Origin of the sequence: Catellatospora sp. NPDC049133 (genome assembly GCF_040648455.1) — a bacterium.
Lineage (GTDB): Bacteria > Actinomycetota > Actinomycetes > Mycobacteriales > Micromonosporaceae > Catellatospora > Catellatospora aurea.
Genome location: NZ_JBEZDT010000019.1, coordinates 104,695 through 128,901 on the forward strand (window position 1 = coordinate 104,695; position 24,207 = coordinate 128,901).

29 protein-coding genes are annotated in these 24,207 nt (G+C 71.8%); 14 read left to right on the forward strand and 15 right to left on the reverse strand.

Features of this window, described 5'->3' with window-relative positions; translation table 11 throughout:
• Positions 1-19 precede the first annotated feature (19 nt).
• Positions 20-1,288 (forward strand): MFS transporter, encoded by a 1,269-nt coding sequence (locus AB0B35_RS22320; protein ID WP_361048488.1) that lies wholly within the window; start codon positions 20-22, stop codon positions 1,286-1,288.
• A gap of 245 nt (positions 1,289-1,533) precedes the next feature.
• Positions 1,534-2,841: a glycosyl hydrolase family 18 protein gene (locus AB0B35_RS22325; protein ID WP_361048606.1), complete on the forward strand. Its 1,308-nt coding sequence runs from the start codon at positions 1,534-1,536 to the stop codon at positions 2,839-2,841.
• A gap of 6 nt (positions 2,842-2,847) precedes the next feature.
• On the opposite strand, the gene AB0B35_RS22330 is transcribed toward AB0B35_RS22325, so the two are convergent.
• The 3 genes from AB0B35_RS22330 to AB0B35_RS22340 all read right to left on the reverse strand — a co-directional run bounded on the left by AB0B35_RS22330 (position 2,848) and on the right by AB0B35_RS22340 (position 5,285).
• Positions 2,848-3,336: a GNAT family N-acetyltransferase gene (locus tag AB0B35_RS22330; protein WP_361048490.1), complete on the reverse strand. Its 489-nt coding sequence runs from the start codon at positions 3,334-3,336 to the stop codon at positions 2,848-2,850.
• 111 nt (positions 3,337-3,447) lie between these two features.
• Positions 3,448-4,104 (reverse strand): response regulator transcription factor, encoded by a 657-nt coding sequence (locus AB0B35_RS22335; RefSeq protein WP_361048492.1) that lies wholly within the window; start codon positions 4,102-4,104, stop codon positions 3,448-3,450.
• Positions 4,101-5,285 carry a histidine kinase gene (locus AB0B35_RS22340; protein ID WP_361048494.1) on the reverse strand — a complete coding sequence of 395 codons (1,185 nt, stop codon included), beginning with the start codon at positions 5,283-5,285 and terminating at the stop codon, positions 4,101-4,103. Before AB0B35_RS22340 ends, AB0B35_RS22335 begins: the two co-directional genes overlap by 4 nt.
• A 131-nt stretch (positions 5,286-5,416) precedes the next feature.
• Here AB0B35_RS22340 and AB0B35_RS22345 point away from each other — a divergent pair, with 131 nt between their 5' ends.
• From AB0B35_RS22345 to AB0B35_RS22355, 3 genes are all read left to right on the forward strand, one after another.
• Positions 5,417-5,980, forward strand: a complete 564-nt coding sequence (locus tag AB0B35_RS22345) for a hypothetical protein (RefSeq protein WP_361048496.1) — start codon at positions 5,417-5,419, stop codon at positions 5,978-5,980.
• A gap of 136 nt (positions 5,981-6,116) precedes the next feature.
• The gene (locus AB0B35_RS22350; RefSeq protein ID WP_361048498.1) at positions 6,117-7,553 is read left to right on the forward strand and encodes a protein kinase; all 1,437 of its coding nucleotides are present in this window, start codon (positions 6,117-6,119) and stop codon (positions 7,551-7,553) included.
• 18 nt (positions 7,554-7,571) lie between these two features.
• On the forward strand, positions 7,572-8,234 hold the full coding sequence (locus tag AB0B35_RS22355) for a hypothetical protein (RefSeq protein ID WP_361048500.1): 663 nt from the start codon (positions 7,572-7,574) through the stop codon (positions 8,232-8,234).
• 10 nt (positions 8,235-8,244) lie between these two features.
• Here AB0B35_RS22355 and AB0B35_RS22360 read toward each other — a convergent pair whose 3' ends face one another.
• Positions 8,245-8,796 (reverse strand): TetR/AcrR family transcriptional regulator, encoded by a 552-nt coding sequence (locus tag AB0B35_RS22360; protein ID WP_361048502.1) that lies wholly within the window; start codon positions 8,794-8,796, stop codon positions 8,245-8,247.
• A 105-nt stretch (positions 8,797-8,901) separates the two neighbouring features.
• On the opposite strand from AB0B35_RS22360, the gene AB0B35_RS22365 reads away from it, so the two are divergent.
• Positions 8,902-9,420, forward strand: coding sequence for a hypothetical protein (locus AB0B35_RS22365; RefSeq protein ID WP_361048504.1), 519 nt, complete (start codon positions 8,902-8,904; stop codon positions 9,418-9,420).
• Between the two features lie 30 nt (positions 9,421-9,450).
• On the opposite strand, the gene AB0B35_RS22370 is transcribed toward AB0B35_RS22365, so the two are convergent.
• Entirely contained in the window at positions 9,451-9,990 is a 540-nt protein-coding gene (locus AB0B35_RS22370; protein WP_361048506.1) for a hypothetical protein, read from the reverse strand.
• A 313-nt stretch (positions 9,991-10,303) separates the two neighbouring features.
• Between AB0B35_RS22370 and AB0B35_RS22375 the strand changes: the two genes are divergently transcribed.
• Entirely contained in the window at positions 10,304-10,891 is a 588-nt protein-coding gene (locus AB0B35_RS22375; protein ID WP_361048507.1) for a TMEM165/GDT1 family protein, read from the forward strand.
• Between the two features lie 51 nt (positions 10,892-10,942).
• Here AB0B35_RS22375 and AB0B35_RS22380 read toward each other — a convergent pair whose 3' ends face one another.
• The 3 genes from AB0B35_RS22380 to AB0B35_RS22390 are packed head-to-tail and all read right to left on the reverse strand — an operon-like array spanning position 10,943 to position 12,210.
• On the reverse strand, positions 10,943-11,305 hold the full coding sequence (locus tag AB0B35_RS22380; RefSeq protein ID WP_360531727.1) for a hypothetical protein: 363 nt from the start codon (positions 11,303-11,305) through the stop codon (positions 10,943-10,945).
• A 31-nt stretch (positions 11,306-11,336) separates the two neighbouring features.
• Positions 11,337-11,816: an SRPBCC family protein gene (locus AB0B35_RS22385; protein WP_361048509.1), complete on the reverse strand. Its 480-nt coding sequence runs from the start codon at positions 11,814-11,816 to the stop codon at positions 11,337-11,339.
• Between the two features lie 19 nt (positions 11,817-11,835).
• A complete protein-coding gene (locus tag AB0B35_RS22390; RefSeq protein WP_361048511.1) occupies positions 11,836-12,210 on the reverse strand; it encodes a helix-turn-helix domain-containing protein in 375 nt (124 codons plus the stop codon).
• Between the two features lie 129 nt (positions 12,211-12,339).
• On the opposite strand from AB0B35_RS22390, the gene AB0B35_RS22395 reads away from it, so the two are divergent.
• On the forward strand, positions 12,340-12,705 hold the full coding sequence (locus AB0B35_RS22395; protein WP_360531736.1) for a DoxX family protein: 366 nt from the start codon (positions 12,340-12,342) through the stop codon (positions 12,703-12,705).
• A gap of 56 nt (positions 12,706-12,761) precedes the next feature.
• Here the strand turns inward: AB0B35_RS22395 and AB0B35_RS22400 are convergent, their stop codons facing one another.
• The 5 genes from AB0B35_RS22400 to AB0B35_RS22420 all read right to left on the reverse strand — a co-directional run bounded on the left by AB0B35_RS22400 (position 12,762) and on the right by AB0B35_RS22420 (position 18,379).
• Positions 12,762-13,382 carry a hypothetical protein gene (locus tag AB0B35_RS22400; RefSeq protein WP_360531739.1) on the reverse strand — a complete coding sequence of 207 codons (621 nt, stop codon included), beginning with the start codon at positions 13,380-13,382 and terminating at the stop codon, positions 12,762-12,764.
• A gap of 306 nt (positions 13,383-13,688) precedes the next feature.
• Positions 13,689-15,974, reverse strand: a complete 2,286-nt coding sequence (locus AB0B35_RS22405) for a glycoside hydrolase family 3 N-terminal domain-containing protein (RefSeq protein ID WP_361048513.1) — start codon at positions 15,972-15,974, stop codon at positions 13,689-13,691.
• 65 nt (positions 15,975-16,039) lie between these two features.
• Positions 16,040-17,101 carry a LacI family DNA-binding transcriptional regulator gene (locus AB0B35_RS22410; protein ID WP_361048515.1) on the reverse strand — a complete coding sequence of 354 codons (1,062 nt, stop codon included), beginning with the start codon at positions 17,099-17,101 and terminating at the stop codon, positions 16,040-16,042.
• Between the two features lie 147 nt (positions 17,102-17,248).
• Positions 17,249-17,773: a hypothetical protein gene (locus tag AB0B35_RS22415; protein WP_361048517.1), complete on the reverse strand. Its 525-nt coding sequence runs from the start codon at positions 17,771-17,773 to the stop codon at positions 17,249-17,251.
• An 18-nt stretch (positions 17,774-17,791) separates the two neighbouring features.
• Positions 17,792-18,379, reverse strand: a complete 588-nt coding sequence (locus AB0B35_RS22420) for a DUF998 domain-containing protein (protein WP_361048519.1) — start codon at positions 18,377-18,379, stop codon at positions 17,792-17,794.
• 85 nt (positions 18,380-18,464) lie between these two features.
• On the opposite strand from AB0B35_RS22420, the gene AB0B35_RS22425 reads away from it, so the two are divergent.
• The 4 genes from AB0B35_RS22425 (at position 18,465) to AB0B35_RS22440 (ending at position 21,369) form a co-directional block, all read left to right on the forward strand.
• Positions 18,465-19,229, forward strand: a complete 765-nt coding sequence (locus tag AB0B35_RS22425; RefSeq protein ID WP_361048521.1) for a GNAT family N-acetyltransferase — start codon at positions 18,465-18,467, stop codon at positions 19,227-19,229.
• 146 nt (positions 19,230-19,375) lie between these two features.
• The gene (locus AB0B35_RS22430) at positions 19,376-19,897 is read left to right on the forward strand and encodes a DUF6879 family protein (RefSeq protein WP_361048523.1); all 522 of its coding nucleotides are present in this window, start codon (positions 19,376-19,378) and stop codon (positions 19,895-19,897) included.
• Between the two features lie 13 nt (positions 19,898-19,910).
• Positions 19,911-20,774, forward strand: coding sequence for a helix-turn-helix transcriptional regulator (locus tag AB0B35_RS22435; protein ID WP_361048525.1), 864 nt, complete (start codon positions 19,911-19,913; stop codon positions 20,772-20,774).
• Positions 20,775-21,153: 379 nt separating this feature from the next.
• Positions 21,154-21,369, forward strand: a complete 216-nt coding sequence (locus tag AB0B35_RS22440) for a hypothetical protein (protein WP_361048527.1) — start codon at positions 21,154-21,156, stop codon at positions 21,367-21,369.
• Between the two features lie 17 nt (positions 21,370-21,386).
• Here AB0B35_RS22440 and AB0B35_RS22445 read toward each other — a convergent pair whose 3' ends face one another.
• A complete protein-coding gene (locus tag AB0B35_RS22445; protein WP_361048529.1) occupies positions 21,387-22,016 on the reverse strand; it encodes a hypothetical protein in 630 nt (209 codons plus the stop codon).
• A gap of 12 nt (positions 22,017-22,028) precedes the next feature.
• On the reverse strand, positions 22,029-22,415 hold the full coding sequence (locus AB0B35_RS22450; RefSeq protein WP_360531764.1) for a MerR family transcriptional regulator: 387 nt from the start codon (positions 22,413-22,415) through the stop codon (positions 22,029-22,031).
• 60 nt (positions 22,416-22,475) lie between these two features.
• Here AB0B35_RS22450 and AB0B35_RS22455 point away from each other — a divergent pair, with 60 nt between their 5' ends.
• Positions 22,476-23,582, forward strand: coding sequence for a 12-oxophytodienoate reductase (locus AB0B35_RS22455; protein WP_361048531.1), 1,107 nt, complete (start codon positions 22,476-22,478; stop codon positions 23,580-23,582).
• Positions 23,583-23,781: 199 nt separating this feature from the next.
• Complete coding sequence (locus AB0B35_RS22460; protein WP_361048533.1) at positions 23,782-24,183, forward strand: hypothetical protein; 402 nt, start codon at positions 23,782-23,784, stop codon at positions 24,181-24,183.
• Positions 24,184-24,207 lie beyond the last annotated feature (24 nt).

Consider the following 24,207-nt stretch of genomic DNA (forward strand, 5'->3'; position numbering starts at 1 on the left):
GGAAGGAACCACATCTCTGATGACGATCACGAGCCTGGCCACCGAATCGACACCGCACCGTTCCTGGCTGGTCAGCCGGGGGCTCATCCCGGAACGCGGCCCGCAGCGTGTGATCGCGCTGGCGACCTTCGTGAACATGGTCGGCACCGGCGTCTTCATGACCAGTGCCGCGCTCTTCTTCACCCGCTCGGTCGGCCTGCCGCTGCCGAAAGTGGCGCTGGGCATGGGCATCGCCGCCCTGGTCGGCATGCTCGCCGGGATGCCGGTCGGGCACCTGGCCGACCGGCGCGGACCGCGCGAGATCTACCTGCTCACCCTCGTCGTGCGGGCCGTGTCGATGGCGTCGCTGGTGTTCGTGCACACGTTCTGGCTGTTCGTGGTGGTGGTCTGCCTGACCCAGCTGGCCAACTCCGCCGGGGGCGCGGCCCGCGGGCCGCTGGTGCGGGGTTTCGGCGGCACGAACCTGACGGAGTTCCGCTCGTACCTGCGCTCGGTGGCCAACCTCGCCGGGTGCTGCGGGGCGCTGGCGGCGGGCACGGCGGTGCAGCTGGACACGCGTGCCGCATACCTGGCGCTGGTGCTCGGCAACGCGCTGAGCTTCGTCGCGTGCGCGGCGGTCATCACCCGGCTGCCCTCACTGCCGCCGGTGCCGGTGCCGGCCGAGTCCGCCGGGCGCTGGGTCGTCCTGAGGGACCGGCCCTATCTCGTGGTCACCGCGCTCGACGCGGTCATGTCGGTCCAGGGTCAGGTGCTGGTCTTCGCGCTGCCGCTGTGGATCACGCTGCGCACCGACGCGCCGCGCTGGTTCATCGGGGTGGCCGTCGCCGTCAACACCGCCCTGGTCGCGGCGTTGCAGGTCAGGGCGAGCCGGGGCATCGACACGGGTCCGGCCGCCGGGCAGGCCCTGCGCCGCTGCGGTGTGGCGTTCCTGGTCGGCATGGCGCTGATGGCCGCGGCCGCGGGCACCCCTGCCTGGCTGGCCGTGGTCCTGATGGCCGTCGGGATCGCCACCCACACCGTCGGCGAGCTGTGGCATGCGGCCGCCTCGCTCGAACTGCAGTTCCGGCTGGCGCCGGCGCACGCGCAGGGCCAGTACACCGGCGTGTCCGGGTTCGGCACGGGCATGGCGAACGTGGTCGCCCCTTCGGTCCTCGGTCTGCTCTGCGTCACCTGGGGCGCCCCTGGTTGGCTGCTGATGGGCGGGGTGTTCGTCGCGGTCGGACTGGCCGCGCCGCTGGTCGTCCGCTGGGCCGAGCGGACCCGCCTACAGGCGACGGTAGCCGCCTGAACCGCCATGCGGGTGGTCCGGACCGTCCGGACCACCCGCAGCCCAGACCTCCACGGTGAGCAGGCACGACGATCCACATTCGACGGCCTGGGATATTGGCATCCATCCACCCATAGACATTGACAGTAAAGCTTCCTAATAATGACGCCATGCCGAACTCCTCTCGAACGCTGCGCCGCTCAGCGCGCTGGGTGATCGCCGTCGCGACCAGCGCGGCGGCCACCCTCGCGGTCGCGGTCGTCTCCATGCCGAGCGGCCAGGCCGCGCCGACCCCGGTCGCCGCCCTCGTCGCCTGCTCCGCCCCGGCCTGGGCCGAGGGCAACACCTACACCGCCGGCACCCAGGTCACCTACAACGGCCGGCTCTACCGCGCCCTGGTGACGCACACCGCCCACGTGGGCGCGGGCTGGAACCCCGCCGCGACCCCGTCGCTGTGGACCGACCTCGGCGCCTGTGACGGCACCCCGCCGTCGCCGACCCCGTCGGCCTCGCCGTCACGGCCCCCGTCGCCGTCGGCCTCCCCCTCGCGCCCGCCGTCACCGTCCCCGTCGGTGTCGCCGCCGTCGTCCCCGTCGCCGTCCACCTCCCCCGGCGGCACCACCTGCGCCGTGAAGTCCCGCCCGACCGGCAAGGTCCTGCACGGTTACTGGGAGAACTGGGACGGTTCGTCCAACGGCGTGCACCCGCCGTTCGGCTGGACGCCGATCACCGACTCCCGCATCCGCCAGCACGGCTACAACGTCATCAACGCGGCGTTCCCGGTCATCCGCTCCGACGGCACGGTGCTGTGGGAGGACGGCATGGACGCGGGCGTGAAGGTCGCCACCCCGGCCGAGATGTGCGCCGCCAAGGCCGCCGGCCTGACGATCCTGATGTCGATCGGCGGGGCCACCGCCGGCATCGACCTGAGCTCGTCGACCGTCGCCGACCGGTTCGTCGCCACCGTCGTGCCGCTGCTCAAGAAGTACAACTTCGACGGCATCGACATCGACATCGAGACCGGCCTCACCGGCAGCGGCAACATCAACACCCTGTCGACCTCGCAGGCCAACCTGATCCGCATCATCGACGGCGTGCTCGCGCAGATGCCGTCCAACTTCGGCCTGACCATGGCCCCGGAGACCGCCTACGTCACCGGCGGCAGCGTCACCTACGGCTCGATCTGGGGCTCCTACCTGCCCATCATCAAGAAGTACGCGGACAACGGCCGCCTGTGGTGGTTGAACATGCAGTACTACAACGGCAGCATGTACGGCTGCTCCGGCGACTCCTACTCGGCCGGCACCGTGCAGGGCTTCGTCGCGCAGACCACCTGCCTCAACACCGGCCTGGTCATCCAGGGCGTCACCATCCGGGTGCCGTACGACAAGCAGGTCCCGGGCCTGCCCGCGCAGGTCGGCGCGGGCGGCGGCTACATGACGCCGTCGCTGGTGTCGCAGTCGTGGAACAGCTTCAACGGCCAGCTCAAGGGCCTGATGACCTGGTCCATCAACTGGGACGGCGCGAAGAACTGGACCTTCGGCGACAACGTCAAGGCGCTCCAGGGCCGCTGACCGGCCTCAGTCAGGGCTCCGTCCCGCGTCACCGCGGCGGGACGGAGCCCTCCCCTTCGGCCGGGCCCCGCCATTGCCGGCCGCCTGGTACGGCCCGACCCGGAACACCCCCGTCATGTCCGGGTGCGCCCGGTAGCCGAATGTCGAGTACAGGCGCATCGAGTCGCCCGCCGCGAACAGGCCGACGAACGAGCGCGGCCCCGCCTGGGTGGCGATCCAGCGCTCCAGCGCGGTGACGATGGCCCGCCCGACCCCGCGCCCCTGGTGTTCGGGCAGCACGGCGATGTCGTGCAGGTAGAAGTAGATCGCGCCGTCGCCGATCACCCGCCCGACGCCGACGACCTCGCCCTCGTGCACCGCGACGACGGCATGCAGGGAACGGGCCAGCGACACCGGCAGGGCGTCCACGTCGTACGCGTGCCGCCAGCCCACCGCGCCGGTGACGGCGGTGAACTCGTCGAGCGTGGGCAGCCGGTCGATCACGTCATAGGACACGGGCGGCGACTCTAGCCGACGTTCGGAGCCGCTTCGGTCCGCCACACCGCGATGACATCGCAGGTCAGCAGTGGTCCGGGGGTACGGGGGCGGCCGAGGAGCCGCCCGGTGTCAGTCCGGCGGGCGCAGGCCGCGCTCGCGGGCCAGGATCGCGGCCTGCACCCGGCTGCGCAGGCCGAGCTTGGCGAGGATGCGGCTGACGTGCGTCTTCACGGTCGCCTCGGCCATGTTCAGCGCGGTCGCTGCCTCGACGTTGGACATGCCCGTGCCGAGGCAGCCGAGCACCTCCCGCTCCCGGCCGGTCAGGGTGTCCAGGTCGGGCGCGGCGGCCGGGTCGGTCCACTGCGGCGCGGCCAGGAACCGGTCCAGCAGCCGCCGGGTCGCGGCCGGGGCGATGATCGCGTCGCCGCGGGCCACGGTGCGCACCGCGTCGGCCAGCGCCCCGGCCTCGATGTCCTTGAGCAGGAAACCGGCCGCCCCGGCTCGCAGCCCGCCGAAGACGTACTCGTCGAGGTCGAACGTGGTCAGGATGAGCACCTGGGCCAGCCGCTGCGCGACGATCTCGCGGGTCGCGGCGATACCGTCGAGCACCGGCATGCGCACGTCGAGCAGGGCGACGTCGGGGCGCTCCCGGCGGCACAGCTCGACCGCCTGCGCGCCGTCGGCCGCCTCGCCGACGACCTCGAGGTCGGGATACGCGTCCAGGATCAGCACGATGCCCGACCGTACGGCGGGCTGGTCGTCGGCGACCACCACCCGGATCGTCAAACCGTCGCCTCCTCGGTGTGGCGCACCGGCAGCGTCGCGCGCAGCCGCCAGCGCCCGTCCTCCGCTCCGGCGGTCAGCGTGCCGCCCAGCAGCGCCGCGCGCTCGCGCATGCCGATCAGGCCGTGCCCGCCGCCCGGCGGCGGCCCGTCCGGGCGCAGCGCGTTGTCCGTCTCGATCAGGACCCGGTCGGCGTCGACGTCCACTCGCAGCACCGCGGCGCCCGCCCCGTGCTTCCACGCGTTCGTCAGGCTCTCGCGCACGATGCGGTGCGCGGCGAAGTCGACGCTGACCGGCAGCACCTGGTCGAGCCCGCCGGTGCGCAGGTCGACGGCGAGCCCGTCGGCCTGCGCCTGGGCGACGAGCTGCGGCAGCGAGGCCAGCCCTGGGCGGGTGGCCGGATCGGCCGAGCCGGGGTCGCCGTCCTCGCGCAGGAGGCCGATCATCTGGCGCATCTCGGCCAGGCCGGAGACGCTGCTCTCCCGGATCTGCTCGACGGCCCGGCGCACCAGCTGCGGGCTCGGGTCGGGCGCGGACAGCACCGCCGTGGCGTGGATGGCGATGGCGCTGAGCTGGTTGGCGACCACATCGTGCAGCTCCCGCGCCATCCGGGCGCGCTCGTCGGCGACGGCCTGGCGGCGTTCCCAGGCGGCCAGCCGCGCGGTCTGCTCGGCCCGCAGCCGCTGGACGCGTGCCTGGTCGCGGTACTGCCGCACGCTGATGCCGGTGACCGTCGGCAGCACCGCGACCAGTGCCACGACCAATCCGAGCACGACGCCGCGCCAGTCGCCCGAGGCGATCACCCCGGCCGCGGCGGCCAGCACGGAGGCGGCGACCGAGCCGATCAGGTTGGCCCGCCACAGCCACGGCCTGCCGTACACGCACGCGTCGTAGACGACCTGCGTGAAGATCAGCGCCGTGCCGAGCGAGCCGCCGAGCAGCGTGTCCGCGGCAAGCGCGACCAGGCCGACCGCCTCGCCGGTGCCCGGGGCGAGCCGCCGCAGCAGGCAGCAGGCGGCCATCACGGTCATCGGCACCAGCAGCACCCAGTGCGGGGCGTCCGCCCACGGTCCGCCGCCGAGGAACATGCGCCAGCCGCCGGCCGCGTACAGGATCAGGCCGCCGAGGAACGAGACCAGGCTGATGGCCAGGTCGGTGCGCCAGGAGGGCCAGCGTGCGGTCACCTGTCGATCACAGCACACGGTGCGGGCCGCGACGACCGGCCGGGGGCCGAGGCGGGCTACATCCTTCGGTGTACGCCGGGTTCGTGCCGCGCGCCGAGGCGGACCGCGCCGGGGCCGGACAGGATCGAGTCATGTTGCTCGTCGTCATCGCCGCCTGCGAGGTCGGTTTCTGGGTCATCCTCGGCGCCGGGCTGGCCGCCCGCTACCTGCTGCGCCGGCAGCGGGTGTCGACCGTGCTGCTGGTCGGGGTGCCGGTCACCGACGTGGTGCTGCTGGCCGCGACCGCCGTGGACCTGTCGCGCGGGGCCACCGCCACCTTCGCGCACGGGCTCGCCGCGGCATACCTGGGCTTCTCGGTGGCGTTCGGCCCGTCGATGGTGCGCTGGGCCGACGTGCGGTTCGCGCACCGCTTCGCCGGGGGACCCGCCCCGGTGCCCCCGCCCCGGTACGGCGCGGCCCGCACTCGCCACGAGTGGCGCGAATGGGTCAAGGCGCTGGTCGCGTGGGCGATCGCGGTGGCCCTGCTCGGCGCGGCGATCCTGCTGGTCGGCGACGCCGCCAGGACGGCGGAGCTGCAGGGCTGGATCGGGCGGCTCAGCCTCGTCCTCGGCATCTGGCTGCTGGGCTGGCCGATCTACTACACGATCTTCCCCAGACGCGACCCGGCACTCCACAACGGCAGCGCCACCTCCTAGCGGGGCCGCGCAAGTCGCACCTTCCCGATTCGCTCACATCTTCCGATGTGGCACCCACATCAGAAGATGTGAGCCCTGATAGGACAGTCCCTTCCTGGCGACGGCACGCCCGGCGGGCTTCGGTTTAATGGCGGACATGACCACGACCCAGCCCGTCCGGCTCAACGGCCGCTACCGCCTCGACCAGCGCATCGGCGCGGGCGGCATGGGCGAGGTCTGGCGGGCCACCGACGAGCTGCTCGGCCGCACCGTGGCGGTGAAGACGGTGCTGCCCGCGCTCGCCGACGACGCCGACTTCGCCCGCCGCTTCCTCGCCGAGGCGCGGGCCATGGCCGGGGTGCGCCACCGCGGCGTGGTCGCCATCCACGACCTGTATCACGGACCGGAGGGCGCGTTCCTGGTCATGGAGTTCGTCGACGGCGAACCCCTGTCGCAGGTGCTGACCCGCTACGGCCGGCTCGCCCCGCCGCCCGCGCTGCACCTGGTCGGGCAGGCCGCCGACGCGCTGCACGCGGTGCACGGCCGCGGCATCGTGCACCGCGACGTCAAACCCGGCAACATGCTGGTACGCCCCGACGGCACGCTGCTGCTCACCGACTTCGGCATCGCCCGCCGCGACGGCGCGACCGCGCTGACCGCGACCGGCGCGGTCATCGGCACCCTGTCCTATCTCGCCCCGGAGCAGGTGCTCGGCCACCCGGCCACCCCCCGCAGCGACGTGTACGCCCTCGGGGTCGTCGCCTACGAGTGCCTGAGCGGGCGGCGGCCGTTCACCGCCGAGAACCCGTTCGCGGCCGCCATGATGCGGCTCAGCCAGGCTCCCCCACCGCTCGGCCCGCACGTGCCCGCACCCGTGGCGGCGCTGGTGGAACGGGCGCTGGCCGTCGAACCGGGCGACCGCTGGGCCGACGCCGCCACGTTCGGCGCGGCGATCGCCCAGGTCGCCGCCGCCCTGCGCAACGGCGTCGCGCCCGCGACGGCCCCGGACGCCGCCGAGCAGACCGTGGTGCGCCAACGGACTCCGCTGACCCCGACGCTCGTCGAACCCGGCCTGGCCGCCACCGCGCTCGCCACACCGCACCCTGGCGCAACCCCGCTCACCGCACCCCTGCCCGGCACCGCGCCGGCCGCGCCGTACGCCGAGGCGACCGTCCTCACCCCGCGGCCGGACGGGGCTGCGCCGCTCGCCCCGGCCGTGCCGACCGGGTTCCGGCCACGGGACGGCTACTACGTGCCCGTCGAGCCGATGTGCTGGGGCGGGCTGGTCATCCCCGGCGGCCTGGGTCGCACGCCACGACGGCACGCACCGCACGAGGAGCACTACTGGGAGACCTTTGCCGCCGCGGAGCTGCCCGAGGAGGCGGTCTACCTGCGGCAGGAGGAGCTGCTCGGGCATCCGGCGGTGGCCGCGGTCTGCACGGCGCGGGTGCTCGCCGCGTGCAGCCGTGACCCTGCCCGAACGGTCGGCTGGGAGCTGGAGCCGTGGCCGGTGCAGATCGGCCGGGACCGCTGGATCTTCCACTGTCTGGCCGGGCCCGGCACGGGTGAATGGCTGGGCAGCGCCTTCGCCTGAGGCGGCATACTCATCGACATGGGTCCCCTCGCACGCCGCGGCGCGGTCTTCGCCGGATTCGCCGCGGCCACCGCGCTCGCCGCGTACGCCCTGCACGACACCAACCTCGACGCATGGACCTGGTTCAACGCCGACCCGCAGGGTTTCGAGCAGGAACTGTGGGCCTGGTTGACGGCGGGGGCGTTCACGGCGACCTCCGGCACGCTGGTCGCCCAGGTCGCCGCGCTCCTGTTCGGACGGTACGCGGCACGCATGGGCGCGAACCTGGCGTCGGCCCTGGCCGGAGGGCTCGGCCTGGCCGTGGCGCAGCTGGCGGTCGCCGTGCCGATGGCGGTGGACCGGCTCAACGGCAAGGGCATGGCCATCGAGATGGCGCGGCACGGCCACCCGTTCGACCCGGCGCTGTGGCGGCAGCCGGCGGTGGTGACGGCGGTGCTGGCGACCACGCTGAGCTGCCTGGCCTGGGCGGCGGTCGGTCACGGCATCGGCCGGCGCACCGGACGCGCGGTGTGGGCGGTGCTCGGCGGTGTCGTCACGGTTGTGTACGTGGCGGTCCTGGCCATGTTCACGGGCGCCGGGCCGTGGTGGGCGCCGGCCGTGCCCCTGCTCGTTCCATGCATCGCGGCGGCGGTCCTGGCCCTGCGCCCCTCTGCCGAGCACCCGACCCCGGCCACGACCTGATCGGCCGCGTTCAGCGGTCGAGGAGCCTGCGCAGCACGGGTCGGGCCGCGTCGACAGGGTCGGTGTCCGGGGGCACGCTGAGCGCTCCGGCCAGCCACAGGCTGGCGAAGCCGTGGGCGATCGACCAGCCCGCACGGGCGGTGTTCTCGCTGCCCTCAGAGGTGGCGACCGTGCGGGCCCCCTGCGCGAGCAGCGCTCCTGCCCGGTCGCGGGCGTGCCGCACGGCGTCGTCGTCGGCGCGGTAGAGCTTCGGTTGGAACATCACGCCGAAGTGGACCGGGTGTTCGGTGGCGAAGCGCACGTAGGCGAGCCCGGCCTCCAGAAAGTCCGGGCCCGCCTCGCGCAGGGTGTCGGCGAGCAGGTCGAAGCCTTCGGCGGCCAGTGCGGTCAGCAGCCCGGCCTTGTCCCCGAAGTGGTGCGCGGGGGCGGCGTGCGAGACCCCGGCACGGCGGGCCAGCTCGCGCAGGCTCCAGCCGTCGAGCCCGGACTCGCCGATGGCGTCGACCGCCGCGTCGAGCACCGTACGCCGCAGGTCTCCGTGGTGGTATCCGATCGTCCTCACGCCCTTCCGCCGTGACCGAGGTCTCCATCTTTCCATTGACAAGTTCAGCGTGTCCAGATTACCGTCAAGTCTGAACTTGTCAATGACTAGATCAGGAGCGTCATCATGACCACCCCCGTACTGATCATCGCTTTGCTGGTTCTCCGCGGCCTCGGTGCGCTAGGCGTCCGCAGGTTCGCGACCTGGACCGCGAGCGGCGCGCACGCGCTCGCCGTGATGCTGGTGATGACCGCGAGCGCGCACTTCGTCCCCGCCGGCGTGACGGTGATGCCGACCCACGCCGACCTGGTGGCGATGGTGCCGCCATTCGTGCCGGCCCCCGGCCTCACGGTGTACGCCACCGGCGTGCTGGAACTGCTCGGCGCGATCGGGCTCGTGCTCACCCGGACCCGCCGCGCCGCCGGATTCGGCCTGGCGGTGCTGTTCCTGCTGCTCCTGCCCGCCAACGTGTACGCCGCGGTCGCCGACGTGCCCTTCCACGGCGAGGCGGCCTCGCCGCTGTGGCAGCGCATCCCCGAGCAGGTGCTCTACATCGGCGTCGCGCTCGCCGCGGCGCTGTCGGCCCCGGACCGCGCGTCCGCCGCGACCCGGCAGACTGAGCCGGTCACCGCCGCCCTGCCGTGACCCGCAGGGCGACACCGCCGCCGGTTCGCGTCAGCCGACCGCCTCGACCTGCGGTCGGGCCTGCAGCGAACCGGCGGCGCTGAAGCCCAGCAGCGCGACGCCGGCCAGCACGCCGGTCCACGGCGACGCGGCCTGCGTGACGGTCAGGGCGAGCACTCCCCCGGCGACCGCCAGGCCGATCATGGTCCAGCCCAGGCGGGCGAAGACCGGGGCGTGGAACACGCCCGCGAACGGCAGGAAGTGCGCGCCCACCACCAGCACCACCCACGGCACCGTCAGCACGGGCTGGTGCGCGACGTTGTTGAGCAGGTTCGCGCCGACCGGGATGCCGAGCGCCATCGCCGTCACCGAGAACCCGTAGACGCGGATCGCCTGCCGCGACGGCGGTTCGGCCGGGCCCGGCCCGCCCGACGGGCGGACGACCGCGAACCACACCACGGCAGCGAAGGCCAGCACTCCCACGACCCGAGCCAGGGTGCTCACGGGTGCGGACAGCTCCCCCGCGTTGACGAGGATGAAGACCAGACCGCCGATGGAGCCGATCATCGCTCCGATACGTTCTCCGCGCATCGCCCCATCCAACCATGATCACTGACGGTGAGACACGGCGGTACGAATCCGGCGGGCGCGCAGAACGCCGACGCCGCAAGGCGTGTGTCCCCCACCACTCGACCCGGCGCGAAGGGGCGGCCTGCGGTAGCGTCGGCGGCGCGAAGGGGAGTAGCTCCCGAACGTGGTGGTCGACATACTGGCCCGCTCCGGCGGGCCCGGCCACCCGACCTGGCTCCGGCCAGGTGAGCGAGACCTTCGACCAGGCAGTCCATGCCGGGTCGAGGTCGTCGCGCGCGTCTTCCACCCGGTGAACACGTCCCGGGAGGACACAGTGGAAGGTTTCCTCGCCGCTCTGGCGATCAGTTTCGGCGTCGTCTTCGTGGCCGAGCTGGGTGACAAGTCGCAGCTGATGGCGATGACGTTCGCGACCCGCTACCGCACCGGCATCGTGCTGGCCGGCATCACCATCGCCACCGCCGTGGTGCACCTGGTGTCGGTCGGGGTCGGCGTCGGGCTCGGCAGCGCGCTGCCGACCGGCTGGATCGCGCTGGCGGCGGGCCTGGCGTTCCTGGCGTTCGCCGCCTGGACGCTGCGCGGCGACAGCCTCACCGAGGAGGAGAAGTCGAAGGCCCAGCGCGGCGGCAAGTCGGCGCTGTGGGCCGTGGGCGGGGCGTTCTTCCTCGCCGAACTCGGCGACAAGACGATGCTGGCCACCATCACCCTGGCCACCCAGCACGGCTGGTTCGGCACCTGGATCGGTTCGACGGTGGGCATGGTGGCCGCGGATGCACTGGCCATCCTGGTCGGCCGCTGGCTGGGCCGCAGCCTGCCAGAACGGGCCGTGAAGTACGGCGCGGCCGCGCTGTTCGTCCTGTTCGGACTGTGGCTGCTGGTCGACGCCTACGGCCGGCTCACCTGAGCAGACCCGGGGCGGCGTGCGGGTGCGCGCCGCCCCGGTTCACGAGTCGGGTCAGCCCAGGTCTCGGCCGAGCTTCACCAGGAACTCGGTGTCGTTGTGGTGGCCCTCGAAATCGGCGAACTCGCCGGCCACGAAGGTCCAGCCGCCCTCAGCGATGATCGCCCGAAGCTTGTCCATCGGCAGCCGCACCGCCTCCACGGGCATCTCCCACTCGCCGACGATGACCTCCTCGGCGCGCTCGCGCAGCTCGTCGAACGTGGCGAACTCGTCCGGCTCCTCGTCGGCGACCTCCAGCCACTCCCCCTGCGCGGCGCGGCGCAGCAACTCGGCCTCCATCGCCTCGACCCCTTCGATGGACTCGTCCCAGTCGTGTTCGAAGAACGAGAAGCGCAGCAGCACACTGTGGTCGGTCATCGGCGGATCGTACGGCGGCCCGGCGACGGATTCAGCCGCCGTCGACCGCCGCCAGCACCGCCGGGTCCTGGCAGCCGCGCGCGAAGCCCGCGATCCGGCGGCGGATGTCGCGCCCGAGCAGCCACACCCCGATCCGGTCGGCCACCGGGCGCAGCAGCGCGGGCCGGGTGCGGAAGTGGTATCGCCAGGTGGCGACCGTGTGCCCCGGCTCGGCCGCCGGGGCGAAGCGCCAGCCTCCGGCCATCATCTCGAAGAACCACGGCCCGCGGACCATCTTCATGCCCACGTTGGTCGGCGGGGCGTAGGAGACGTACTCGCTGACCATGGTCAGGCCGTGCCGCGAGCGGGTGAACGTGCGCACCCCCTTGCCGGGGCGGGCCGCGCCGTCGAGCAGGCGCTGCTCGCGTACGAACGGGTCCCAGCGGTAGCGGGTCTCACCCGTGGTCTGCGACACCGCGAACGCGACGGCGGGCGGGACGGGGACGATCGCGACGGCCTCCACGACGGGCATCGGGCCATCCTGCCACGGCTCACCCGTTGCGCGCCTGGTACGCGGCCCGGCTGGCCTCGATGTGCGGGACGTGTTCGACGGCCCAGCCGGCCAGGGCCAGCGCGGGCGGGATGAGGCTCTTGCCGTTGGCGGTCAGGGCGTACTCCACCCGGGGCGGCACCTCGGCGTACACGGTCCGCGACACCAGGCCGTCGCGCTCCAGGTTGCGCAGGGTCAGCGTCAGCATGCGCTGCGAGATGCCCGGGATCTGCTGGTGCAGGTCGGAGAAGCGCAGCGTGCCCTGGTCGAGGGTGGCCACGACGAGCAGCGTCCACTTGTTACATATACGGTCCAGGATCGCCCGGATCGTCTGGCCGTCGTCGCCCCGGATCAGGCACGTGTGCTCGTACTCCATGACAGCTCCCTGTGCCTCACGCACACCCGTGTGCCTTTTGTAAGCCGTCGCTCACTGACGCATGATGTGGCGACTTCCGGATGGTAACCATCCTGGTCACCGCCGCATCTCGCCACCGAGGGAGCGCTCATGGAACTCGCCTACTGGATCGTCGCGGGGTTGCTCGCGGTGTTCTACCTGTACGCCGGCGGCAAGAAGGTCGCGCAGAGCCGGGAGCAGTTGCAGCCCATGATGGGCTGGGTCGACCGGGTCCCGATGCCGCTCGTGCGGGCCATCGGGGCACTTGAGGTCCTCGGCGCGGCCGGACTGATCCTGCCGCCGCTGAGCGGCATCGCGACCTGGCTCGCCGTCGCGGCCGCGATCGGGCTCGTGCTGATCCAGGTCGGCGGCATCGCGGTCCACCTGTCCCGCGGCGAGGCCCGCCTCATCGGCCTCAACATCGCGCTGCTCGTGACCGCCGCCGCCACCGCCTGGCTCGCCACCGCCTGGCTCTGAGCAACGCACCCAGCCGACGTCGACAAAAACGGGCCGGCTCGGGAGCGCGAATCCGGTCAGGCGGGCAGGTGGGAGCCTGAGGACAGGTTGAGCGTTGCGGCGAAGGTCAGGTAGACCAGCCACAGGCCGACCAGGATGTGCAGCAGGCCGAGCACCTTCTGGCCCGGGTTGCTCGCCGGCCGGCCGTCGTGTGCGGGCTTGCCGCCGATGTTGAAGCTGGCGAAGAACTCCGCGACGTACACCAGCATCAGGCCGGTGAAGAGCAGCCCGAGGGGCCAGTCCCCGGCCTTGAAGAAGACGATCATGCCGAGGATGCCGAGCAGCACGAACGGGATCGACATGTATCCGTTGGGCCTGGCGTCCGAACCCTGCAGCCGGATCCAGCCCAGGGCGAACCAGTGGATGCCGTACGCGCTGAACGCCAGGGCGGCCATGTACAGCGTCTTGTTGGTGGTGAAGACCTCGAACCAGGTCAGCCCCACGAACAGGTAGAGCCCGACCAGGAACTGGCAGAAACCGGGCATCAGGATGCCCCACACCCCGTTGCTCCGATCGACCTGCCGGTCCCGGGGCGGATAGCCGAACAGCTCCTGCGGGCCGTAGATCAGGTACCCGGTGGCGAGCCCGAAGAAGCCCAGCGCCACCGGCACGAACATCGAGGCCGGAAGGATTTCCATGGCAGCATCCCCTCGTGGACCGACGCCGCCGTTTCCGGGCCGCACGGCCCGGCCGGGGTGGAACTGCCGGCGGCCACGATCATTTTACTGCCGCGCCACCTGCCCCGATCCGGTTTCGGAAAGGACGGCCGGGGCCGACCCCGCTGCCGGGGCGGCGACGCCGACCGGCAGCAGGATCGCCGCGGCGATCAGGAGAGGAAACCGCCTTACAGCGTGGTCTCCCCGTTGAGGCCGAAGAAGTCGTGCCACTTCGCGCCGCGGCCCCCGAAGGGAACCGCCGTTGTTCGACGAACCTCGCGACCGTCCTCAGGCGACGACCGTGAACGACGCCCGGCGCAGGTCCTCGGCCCGCGAGGACGGACCCACCCGCAGCTCGAACTCGCCGGGCTCGACCACCCGCGCGCCCTTCGCGTCCACGATGGCGCAGGCGGCGACCGGCAGCTCCAGCTCGACCACACAGGTCTCCCCGGGCGCCACCGGCATCTGCCGGTAGGCCTTCAGCTCCTGCTCGGCCCAGGTCACCGAGGTCACCGTGTCGCTGACGTACACCTGGACCGTCTCCAGCGCCGGCCGCGACCCGGTGTTGCGCAGCTCCACCTGCGCCCGCACCGTGCCGTCGAGGTCCACGGTCGGCGTCAGCACCCGCAGGCCGGAGTACTCCACGGTGGTGTAGCTCAGCCCCTGCCCGAACGCGAACGCCGGAGCCTGCGTCAGGTCGGCGTAGCGGTGGCCGTGCTGGCCGCGGACCTGGTTGTAGTAGGTCGGTTGCTGCCCGGCGTGCCGGGCGAACGAGATCGGCAGCCGGCCGCTCGGCTCGATCAGCCCGAGCAGCAGTTCGGCGACGGCCCGGCCGCCGCGCATGCCGGGGTTGGCGGCGTACACGATCGCGGCCGCGTCGGCCACTGACGGCGGCAGCACCAGCGGCTTCGAGCTGAGCAGCACCACGACCAGCGGCTTTCCCGTCGCGGCCAGCGCGTCGAGCAGCGCCACCTGGCCGCCCATCAGCTCCAGCGTGGCCGTCGAGCGGTACTCGCCGACCAGCTCGATCCGGTCGCCGACGACCGCGACCACGTAGTCGGCCCGGCGCGCCTCGGCCACCGCCGCCGCGATCATCGCCTCGTCGACCGGAGCGGGCAGGGCCACGTCGGGGCGAGGCTGGCCGTCGGGGAAGAACTCGCCCTCCGGGTCGGGCCCGGTCACGACGATGTCCGCGCCGCGAGCGTGGGTGACCGTCCACCCGGCCGGGGCGACCTCGCGGAAGCCGTCGAGCACCGTGGTGATCATCTCGCGCGGGTGGCCGTCGGGCAGCCACTCGGCCTGACCGGACGCGCCCGCCCAGTCGCCGAGCTGGGTGTGCGGGTCGTCGGCGTTGGGGCCGACGATCGCGATGGTGCGGGCCGGGGCGTCCGGGGCGGCGGCGCGGCCGTCCGGCCCGGCGGTCAGGCCCCCGGCCAGCGGCAGCGTGCCGTCGTTGCGCAGCAGCACCAGCGAGCGCCGGGCGACCTCCAGGTTCAGCTCGGCGTGCGCGGCCACACCGATGACCTCGGCCTGGCGGGCGGCGTCGGGGTGCCGCGGGTTCTCGAACAGGCCCAGCTCGAACTTCAGGGTCAGGATGCGCGCGACCGCCGCGTCCAGCTCCGACTCCTCCAGCAGGCCCTTGGCCACCGCGTCCTGGGCCCCGTCGAAGAAGTCGGGCGTGGTCATCACCATGTCGTTGCCCGCCTTCACCGCGGCCGCCGACGCGGCCGTGAAGTCGGGGAAGATGTGCTGCTCCCAGACCATGCGCCCGACGTTGTCCCAGTCGGTGACCAGGGTGCCCCGGTAGCCCCATTCGCCGCGCAGGACCTCGTTGAGCAGCCAGTCGTTCACGGTGACCGGCACGCCGTCCATCGACTGGTAGCCGAGCATGAAGGTGCGGCAGCCCTCGCGGGCGACCCGCTCGAACGGCGGCAGGAACCACGAGCGCAGCTTGCGCCGGGAGATGTCGGCCTCGCTGGCGTCGCGGCCGCCCTGGGTCTCGGAGTAGCCGGCGAAGTGCTTCGCGCAGGCCAGGATCGCCGTCGGGTCGGCCAGGCCGTCGCCCTGGTAGCCGCGCACCATCGCCGAGGCGAACTCACCGATGAGGAACGGGTCCTCGCCGAACGTCTCGCTCACCCGCCCCCAGCGCAGGTCCCGGGCGATGCACAGCACCGGCGAGAAGGTCCAGTGCACGCCGGTGGCGGCGACCTCCACGGCGGTGATCCGGGCGACCTTCTCGACCAGCGCCGGGTCCCAGGTCGCGGCCATGCCGAGCTGGGTCGGGAAGATGGTCGCGCCCTCCCAGAACGAGTGGCCGTGGATGCAGTCCTCGGCGATCAGCAGCGGGATGCCCAGGCGGCTGCGCCCGGCCAGCTCCGCCGCCTCGCGCACCCGCTCGGGCGAGGCGTGCAGGATCGAGCCGACGTGGAACTCCTCGACCAGATGGCGTACGCCGTCGCGGGCGGTGAGCTGGAGCATCTGCCCGACCTTCTCCGGCAGGGTCATCCGCCCGACGAGGTCGGCGACGCGCTGCTCGGTCGGCAGCGTGGGGTCGAGGTACGGCAGGGAGGACACAGGGTTCCTTTCACGGACACCGGCGGTGTCCTGACTGGCGGGGGTGGGAAAGCGCGGCGGGTCGGTCAGCGGCGTCCGGTGAGCGCCGACGACCGGTCCAACGAGCGGGTGGGCGGGATCAGCAGGGCGGCGTCGGGTCCGGTGCTGTCCCGCACGACGAGGTCGATGGCGAAGAACCGCCGCCAGTGCGGCGCGGCCGCGCCCTCCAGCAGCGCCCTGGTCGCGGCGGCGGCCATGTCCTCGACCGGCAGCCGCATGCTCGTCAGCGGCGGGCTCATGCAGGCGGCGACGACGCTGTCGTCGAACCCGACGACAGCGATGTCACCGGGCACGCGCCGACCCGCGTCGGTGATCGCCTGGACCGCGCCCGCCGCCATCTGGTCGCAGGCCGCGAAGATCCCGTCGACGTCGGGGTGCTCGGCCAGCAGCCGGGCGGCCGCCGCGTAGCCGCACTCGCGGCTGAAGCCGCCGTCGACGGCGAGGTCGGCCAGCCCCAGCTCCCGGACAGCCTCCAGGTGGCCGGCGCGGCGACCGGCCGCGCAGGTGTTGGCTTCGGGTCCGTGGATCGCGGCGATGCGGCGGCAGCCGATCCGGTGCAGGAAGGCGACGGCGTCGTACGCCCCGCGGCTGTTCTCGGGTTCGACGGCGGGCACCTGCGGCGCGGTCGCACCGAGCGACACCACCCGCCGGCACCGGGCGTGGAACCTGGCCGCCAGCTCCGGCGGCACGTTGACCAGCACCGCGCCGGCCGTGGCCGACTGCGCGACCCGGTCGATCAGCTCCGGCGCGCCGGCCGGCTCGGTCACGTTGACGCGCAGCTGCACGTCGCCGCCGGCCAGCGCGGCCATGACCCCCGCGATGACGCGGCTGTAGTACGGGACCGCGCCGAACATGTGCGCGTCCGTGCGGCACGCGATCACGACCAGGTCGAGCACGTCGCGGCGGCCGGAGGCCAGGGCGCGGGCGGCGGCGTTGGGCCGGTAGCCGAGGTCGGCGACGACCCGGTTGACCCGGTCGCGCAGCTCCTCGGAGACGCCCCGGGCGTTGTTGAGCACCCGCGAGGCGGTGGCGCGCGACACCCCGGCCTCGTGGGCCACGTCCTCGATGGTCAGCTTCCGATACGGCATGGGCACTCGCAATCTCGGCACGGCGGGACGTCCCCGTTGCACGTCCCGTCGGCACCATAGTTTGGAGAGCGCTCTCAACGGAACCCGGTATGACGATGCTCCACCTGCCGGGATCGCGCTCTCCAGACGATGCGGCGCGGGCCTGCTCTAACTACGGCTCCACCGGGCCAGCGAGCCCCACTCGCCGAAGCCCGGCACCGGCTCCCACTGCGTGCTGACGTCCACGCCCACCCGGTCCTCGACGGTGCGCTGCTGGGCGGTGTCGTCACTGATGACACGGCGGGCGCTGCCGTCCTCGCGGAACTCGAACCAGGTCACGCAGGTCGCCCCGGACAGGGTCGCCGCATCGGCGTCCGGGTAGTCCCACTGCGTCATGCCGCCGAGGAAGAGCAGCTCGCCGCTGCGCCGGAAGGAGTAGTGCAGGCACTGGCGGCCGTAGGCGTCGAAGAACCAGACCCCGGCGTGCCCGTTGTCCCAGGCGATCTCGATGACCACGTCGGGCACGCCGTCGGCAGGCGCGGCCGGGACCACGGCGTACGGCTCACCGGCGGAGTCCCTGGCCTGGGCCTCACCCGCGGACAGCGGGTCGACCGGCTCGTGGCGGCGGAAGTTCCACCGTCTGCAGTAGACCGGCGGCAGCGCCGGGTCGTGCCCTGCGATGTGGACGGTCACGCCGAGTCCTCCCCGTGGTCAGGCGTGACTCACGGTAGACCGTACGGGCCGCGCCGGGCAATCGCGGCGGGCCCGCACGGCGAGCAGAGCGAGCAGCACCACCTCGGTGAGCAGCAGATACCGCTCGGCCGCCCCGATCAGGAAACGGTCGGCCAGTGTCGCGCTGGCCAGCATGAGCCCCGCGAACCCGGCGGCCGCGGCTGCGGTCCAGCGGACGGCCCGGCCCACCGGGCGCAGCGTCACCGCGGCCAGCGGCAACGCGACGAACGCCAGCATCGAGGCGTAGCGGTGCACGTAGCCGGTCGTGCTCAGCGGCCCGAGATCCGTCGGAGCCAGCGCCGCCACCGCCATGGCCGTCCCGAACAGGGCGAGCAGGACGCGGGGCGCGGTCTGGCGCAGCGCGGGCAGCAGGCACCAGGCCGACAGCCCGAACACCACCATCGCGGTGTCGGTGGCCCCGCCGCGGTCGTGCACGGCGAAGTCGCTGACCGTCAGCGAGACGTGGCTGAGCTGCGGGTCCGGGTCCACCTGGCCGACCGCGGCGAGCAGCGCGGTCAGCGCGCTGCCCGCGAGGCCCGCACCGGCGAGAACGCGTCTGTCGATCATGAATCGACGGTATGCGCGCTGCGGCCGCCGAGCGCTCCGGTGTTCACCCTGCCCCGACCCCGAGTTGTCCGGCCGCGCGCTGCGGGTGATCCCTGAGCGGGGCATCCCGGACCGCGACGGGAAAACCCGCGCGACGGCTCGCGTCGACGCCGGTGAGATGTTCCTGGTCACCGGCTTCGTCCACCCCGCACACCGTGACCGGGGCCATGGCACGGCGATGTTGCGCCGCCTGGAGGCGTACGCGGGCACGCTCGGCTCGGGCGCACCGTTTAAGGTGCTCGGCGGCAACGCCGACGACGGGCAGCCGGGCTCGCGGCAGCTGCTGCTGGACCACGGCTACCGGGTCGCGTTCACCGTCGTCGACCTGAGCCGTCCCGTCTCCGCCGACGAGCCCGACGCGCCGGCACCCGGCCTGGATGTCCGCCCCGTGCTCGCCGAGCACCACCCGCGGATACACGCCGCGATCGCCGAGTGCTTCACCGACAGCAGGCTCGGCTTCGTCTCGGTGGACTACGACACCTACCTCGCGGGGGTGCGCGACACCGAGCTGTGGGCGGTCGCCTGGGACGGCGACGAGATCGCCGGACTCGTGATCAGCGAGCGGGAGGGCGACGGCGTCGCCGACTCGTCGTGGGTCGCGGTGCGGCCCGCGTACCGGCGTCGAGGGCTGGCCTCGGCGCTGCTCAGCCACAGCCTGGCCGCCATGCGCGAGCACGGCGTCGGCGTCGCCACCATCCGCACGGTGGCCGAGAATCCGAACCGGACCGTGCAACTCTACGAGCGGGCCGGCTACCAGGTCGTACGGCGGCAGCCCCGCTACCGCAAACCGCTGACCGCCGCTTTCACCTGAGCGGAGTACACAGATCCGCCGTCAACACTGTTGCTCGAAGTTTCTCTTGATCACACTTCGACAGATGTCGGGTGACGTCCCCGCACACGAGACTGTCCTGGAGATCCCCAAGCGGATGATGCAGTTCTTCCCGGAGGTAGGCGCCAGTGGCGGTGCAGCCGACATTCGCTGAACTGCTGGCCAAGTGCCAGCGCAGTGCCGTCCACCTCGAGATGCGAGACGGCTACATGCTCGACGACCCGAACTACCTCGCGTGGCGCAACGGCGAACGTCCGGTCCCCGGTTCCAGACCCGAGTGGGCTCACCCCTGGTACGAGATGGTCGGAGCCGTGATCAGTCGCGGAGGTTCGGTGCGCCGTGCCCGCATCGTCAGCGAACCCATCAGCGATTACGTCAGATTCGAGTACGACACCACCGACGTCTGCAACATCACCGCCGGTGAGGCCGTTCGCTGGCTTCCCCGCCGGCAGGCGTCTGACCTCACGCTGCCTGGCAACGACTACTGGCTGTTCGACGACGGCATCGTGTTGTTCAACCATTTCGACGGGGAAGGTAACGCCACCTTCCGCGACACGAGCAGCGACCCGGCGGTGGTCGAGCTGTGCAGGCACGCGTTCGAAGCAGTCTGGCAGCGGGCCATCCCGCACCACGAGTACCGGCCGGCCTGACTCGGGACCGCACGTGGCTTCGAACACTTCGTCCAGTTCGCAGGAGGCCCTGAATGCGCTTGGCCAGCGCTTGCGTGAGTTGCGCCTGGACGCCGGACTCAGCGGCAGGGATCTTTCCCGGCTGACCGGCTGGCCCCCGTCAAAGGTCAGCAAGATAGAGAACGGCAGGCAGGCACCGTCGACCGAGGACGTCCGGCAGTGGTGCTTCCACTGTCGGGTTCCCGAGCAGATACCTGACTTCATCACCTCCCTGCGTGCGGTTGAGGGGATGTTCGTCGAGTGGCGTCGCATGGAACGCACCGGACTCAAGCAGGCGCTTGAGTCCACGGTTCCGCTCCACGAGAAGACGAAACGTTTCCGCACGTACAACGCGTGGCTGATACCGGGCATCCTGCAGACGGCCGACTACACGAAAGCGGTGCTGTCCACCATTGCCGGTCGGCGAGGTGTGCCCGACGACAGCGACGAGGCCGTCAAGGTGCGGCTGAAGCGACAGCAACTCACACGCATGGGAGACCACCGTTTCGCTGTCATCGTGGAGGAGTCCGTCCTCTACAGCAGCATTTTGAGCCCTGAGCTGATGTACAGGCAGCTCGAATACGTCGTGGACATGTCCGCCCTCCAACGGGTGAGCCTTGGTGTCATCCCGAGGAGTGCCGACCGCAGCTCCATGTGGGCGGTCGAGTCCTTCTGGATCTACGACGAGGACAGGGTGACGGTGGAGCTGGTATCGGGCTTCCTGAACCTCACCCGGACTCATGAGGTACGCATGTACGCCCAGGCGTTCGCCGCCCTTTCGGCGATTGCACTACACGGGCCACCGGCCAGAGATCTCGTCCTGGCGGCTGCGCGCACCTACCGCGATCTTCTGCGGTAGCCGTGCCTAGCCGATCCATGGTGCTTGCGCAGCAACCTGGAGCAACGTCGTACAACCTGTCGGCCCATGCCGCCTAGCGTCGAACCGTCACCTGCGGACAGCTGGCTCCCGCTCGTACGTCGGAGCGCCCTCCCGGCTCGCACCCTGGGAGTGCCCGCCGTTCGCAGGTGACCACTACGACGGAAGGTGTGCACCGTGAACCGGCAAGTCCCACGACGTTCGGAGCCGTCACCTCCACCGACCTGCCCGCAACCTGCGGGAAGCGTCTCATACGACGGAGTGTGGTTCGTCCGGGCCATGAACAGCACGCATAGATGGGACACCTCCACGGCGACCGTTCAGTTGGTTTACGAAGCACTCAAACGTTCGGTGGATCGTCGTGGGTAGCCCGACGAACTGGCTGATCGACGACGGGCACATGGTGTCGATCGGTGACTACGTCGCCCTGGACCTGGACTGCGACGCGGTCGGCCGCATCGTCGAGGTCTGCGGCGACCACACCGGCCGCCCGGTGGTCGAGGTGACCGAGGGCCGCAGGGCCGGTAAGAAGATCGCCGTCTGGCCGTCGCAGATACTCCTCCGCGTGACTCGGTAGAGAACTCACGGCTGCGGTCAGGTTGCGTCGCTGGTCGACTGCGCCGGTTGTCCGTCCCTGTCCTCGCCCCAGAGCCTCGTGTACGTGCCGCCGGGCCACAGTCGGTGTTCCTCCAGGAGCGCGCAAGCGACCTCGACGAGCTGCCGCCCGTACCCGGTTCGCGGCCGGAACGACCTGCGGACCTGGTCGGCCGCATCCTCAGGTGCCTCAGCCAGGAGCGGCAGCAGGAGCAGGAAGCGCGCCATCGGGAGGACCACGCCGGACCGGCGGGGAGCAGTCGTCGCGATCCCGACGAGTTCGTCCCACTCCAGCACCCCGACGGGCTGATCGCCTTCCATCGAAGCCAGGGTGACCGGTGCGCCGTCAGCGCCGACACGCTCGAAGTCGATGCCCGCGTCCTCGGGAAAGTTGCGATAGATCACCGCGAGGTGGCCGCCTTCGCGCAACGGCACCCGCAAGTGCGGCCACCGCTCGGGATCGGTCAGCTTCACGCTGAGCGCGTCGACGTCGGCACCGTCCACATCCAGCATCTCCATCAGTTCGCCGATGTCGTATGCCCAGAATAGGTAACCCGGCCAGAAGGCAGGATCAAGGACCAGTCCAGAGGTATCGAGCAGCGGGTAATCGGCCCGGCCGGGAAAGAGCATGTGCTGAGCCCGTCATGCGCTCGTCGGTGCCGCGTTCGCCGCGTGCGGGAGTTGCTCGGCGACGGCATAGTGGTCCACCAGGCCCGCGAGGACCTCGCGGGTCCGCTGCATCTCGCGGAGCTGGTCGTCGACCCGGGTCAGTTCGTCGCGCAGCCGCGCGGTCAGTGCGGGGGTGCGGATGGCCTGCTCGGTGATGCACGGCAGGACGTCGTAGATGGTGCTGCTGGACAGCCCGGCGGCCAGCAGCGAGCGGATCAGGGCGACCCGCTCGACCGCCGTCGGCGGGTAGTGTCGCTGCCCGCCGGTGCTCCGGGCGCTGCCGAGCAGCCCCTGCTCCTCGTAGTAGCGCAGCGATCGCGGGCTCGCCCCGGTCGCTTCCGCCAGTTCGCCGATACGCATGCGGAGACCTGCCTCACAAGACTTGACCCTGACGTCAATGTGAGGTCCTACCTTAACCGCATGACCGACGTCATAGCACCCGCCACCGCCTCCGGCGCCCTGCTCGCACCGGCGCTCGAACCGGTCACCATGGCCGGCCTGCGACTGTCCACACGCTTCGTCATGGCCCCGATGACCCGCGCCCAGTCGCCCGGAGGGGTCCCGACGCCCGCGGTCGCGGCGTACTACCGCCGCCGTGCCGAACACGGCGTCGGGCTCATCATCACCGAGGGGGTGCTGGTGGACCACCCCAGCGCCGGGCACGAGTACGCCGTGCCCCGGATGGCGGCGGGTCCGGCAGAGGACGGCTGGCGGCACGTCGTGGACGAGGTTCACGCGGTCGGCGGCCGGATCGCGGCGCAGCTGTGGCATCTGGGCAGCCTGCGCGAGCCGGTCGACGGCCTGGCGGCCTGGTCGCCGTCGGCGGTGCCGGAGCCGGGGCGTCCCCTCGCCCATCCGATGTCGCTCACCGACGCCGACACGATCCTGATGGCGTACGCCGAAGCGGCCCGGGTCGCGGTGCGCGCCGGATTCGACGCGGTCGAGATCCACGCCGCGCACGGCTACCTGCTCGACGAGTTCCTGTGGCCGCGGACGAACCGGCGCACGGACCGGTACGGCGGGTCGGCGGCCGGCCGGGCCCGGTTCCCCGCCGAGGTCGTGCGCGCCGTGCGCGCGGCCGTCCCCGCGGACATGCCGGTGATCGTGCGGTTCTCCCAGTTCAAGGAACGCGACTTCGACGCCCGCATCGCCGACTCCCCGGCCGAACTCGCGACGATCCTGGAAGCCCTCACCGGGGCGGGAGCCACCGTCCTGCACGCCTCCCAGCGCAGATTCTGGCAACCGGTGTTCCCCGGCTCGCCGCTCAACCTCGCGGGCTGGGCCAAGCGGATCACCGGCCTGCCGGCCATCACCGTCGGCGGGGTGGGCCTGACCCGCGACTTTCTCGAACCCGGCCGGGAGACCTCGCTGACCGGACTGGTGCAGCGACTCACCGACGGAGAGTTCGACCTGGTCGCCCTCGGCCGCATCCTGCTCGGCAATCCCAGCTGGGTGACCCTCGCTGCCGGGGGCCGGATCGACGGCATCGAGGACCACCGCAAGGAGCACGAGCACACGTTCGCCTGAGATGGCCTGGAGTTCGCCGAATCTTCGAGCTGATTCTGTGAACCCAGGGGTCATCAACGCCCCTCCCCGCACATGGCGTTGATCCCTGAGTCGGTCCTGGATGCCGGGGGCTGCGTCGGTATTCTCCCGAGCCTCGCTTCCGGATCGACATCGGTGACCACGAGGTACCCGGTTGGCAGTTGTTGTCTTCACTGACACCATGCCGATCATGCGATGGGCACCGAATCAAGATCAGAATGTTTACGTGATGGTCGGGCCGTCCGGGGGTCGACCCGACTTCGAGCAGGTCCCGCGCATTTCATCGACTATCTTCGCTCCACCTGGCCAAGACGTGACCCCGCCTGCCGGCATTGTGCATCTGGTAGGCGACCTGGTCTTCTATCCGCATGTCGCACGCATGGCCCTGCTCAGTGCCATCGGCCGCTGGATTGCCCATTGGGTGGTGTTCCGAGGCGGCTGGACGGTCTACATAGATGCGCCGGACCGGGACCCGATCAAGATCAGATGTGCTGGGCGAGCGGAAGCCCGCGTCCGCGCAGATCAGCTCGCGGTCGAGATGGAAACCCATGGCGTGGAGGCGGTGGACCGGCTGGCCCGGTAGCGGTTCGCCGAGGATGCGGTCGCG

Excerpts from the sequence above, each read along its gene's own strand:
- AB0B35_RS22395 (WP_360531736.1), top strand. The coding sequence starts at position 12,340 with ATGGAACTCGCCTACTGGATCGTCGCGGGGTTGCTCGCGGTGTTCTAC.
- AB0B35_RS22410 (WP_361048515.1), bottom strand. The coding sequence starts at position 17,101 with ATGCCGTATCGGAAGCTGACCATCGAGGACGTGGCCCACGAGGCCGGG.
- AB0B35_RS22420 (WP_361048519.1), bottom strand. The coding sequence starts at position 18,379 with ATGATCGACAGACGCGTTCTCGCCGGTGCGGGCCTCGCGGGCAGCGCG.
- AB0B35_RS22350 (WP_361048498.1), top strand. The coding sequence starts at position 6,117 with ATGACCACGACCCAGCCCGTCCGGCTCAACGGCCGCTACCGCCTCGAC.
- AB0B35_RS22345 (WP_361048496.1), top strand. The coding sequence starts at position 5,417 with ATGTTGCTCGTCGTCATCGCCGCCTGCGAGGTCGGTTTCTGGGTCATC.
- AB0B35_RS22370 (WP_361048506.1), bottom strand. The coding sequence starts at position 9,990 with ATGCGCGGAGAACGTATCGGAGCGATGATCGGCTCCATCGGCGGTCTG.
- AB0B35_RS22455 (WP_361048531.1), top strand. The coding sequence starts at position 22,476 with ATGACCGACGTCATAGCACCCGCCACCGCCTCCGGCGCCCTGCTCGCA.
- AB0B35_RS22445 (WP_361048529.1), bottom strand. The coding sequence starts at position 22,016 with ATGCTCTTTCCCGGCCGGGCCGATTACCCGCTGCTCGATACCTCTGGA.
- AB0B35_RS22320 (WP_361048488.1), top strand. The coding sequence starts at position 20 with ATGACGATCACGAGCCTGGCCACCGAATCGACACCGCACCGTTCCTGG.
- AB0B35_RS22380 (WP_360531727.1), bottom strand. The coding sequence starts at position 11,305 with ATGACCGACCACAGTGTGCTGCTGCGCTTCTCGTTCTTCGAACACGAC.
- AB0B35_RS22390 (WP_361048511.1), bottom strand. The coding sequence starts at position 12,210 with ATGGAGTACGAGCACACGTGCCTGATCCGGGGCGACGACGGCCAGACG.
- AB0B35_RS22460 (WP_361048533.1), top strand. The coding sequence starts at position 23,782 with ATGCCGATCATGCGATGGGCACCGAATCAAGATCAGAATGTTTACGTG.
- AB0B35_RS22450 (WP_360531764.1), bottom strand. The coding sequence starts at position 22,415 with ATGCGTATCGGCGAACTGGCGGAAGCGACCGGGGCGAGCCCGCGATCG.
- AB0B35_RS22365 (WP_361048504.1), top strand. The coding sequence starts at position 8,902 with ATGACCACCCCCGTACTGATCATCGCTTTGCTGGTTCTCCGCGGCCTC.
- AB0B35_RS22400 (WP_360531739.1), bottom strand. The coding sequence starts at position 13,382 with ATGGAAATCCTTCCGGCCTCGATGTTCGTGCCGGTGGCGCTGGGCTTC.
- AB0B35_RS22325 (WP_361048606.1), top strand. The coding sequence starts at position 1,534 with ATGCCGAGCGGCCAGGCCGCGCCGACCCCGGTCGCCGCCCTCGTCGCC.
- AB0B35_RS22355 (WP_361048500.1), top strand. The coding sequence starts at position 7,572 with ATGGGTCCCCTCGCACGCCGCGGCGCGGTCTTCGCCGGATTCGCCGCG.
- AB0B35_RS22385 (WP_361048509.1), bottom strand. The coding sequence starts at position 11,816 with ATGCCCGTCGTGGAGGCCGTCGCGATCGTCCCCGTCCCGCCCGCCGTC.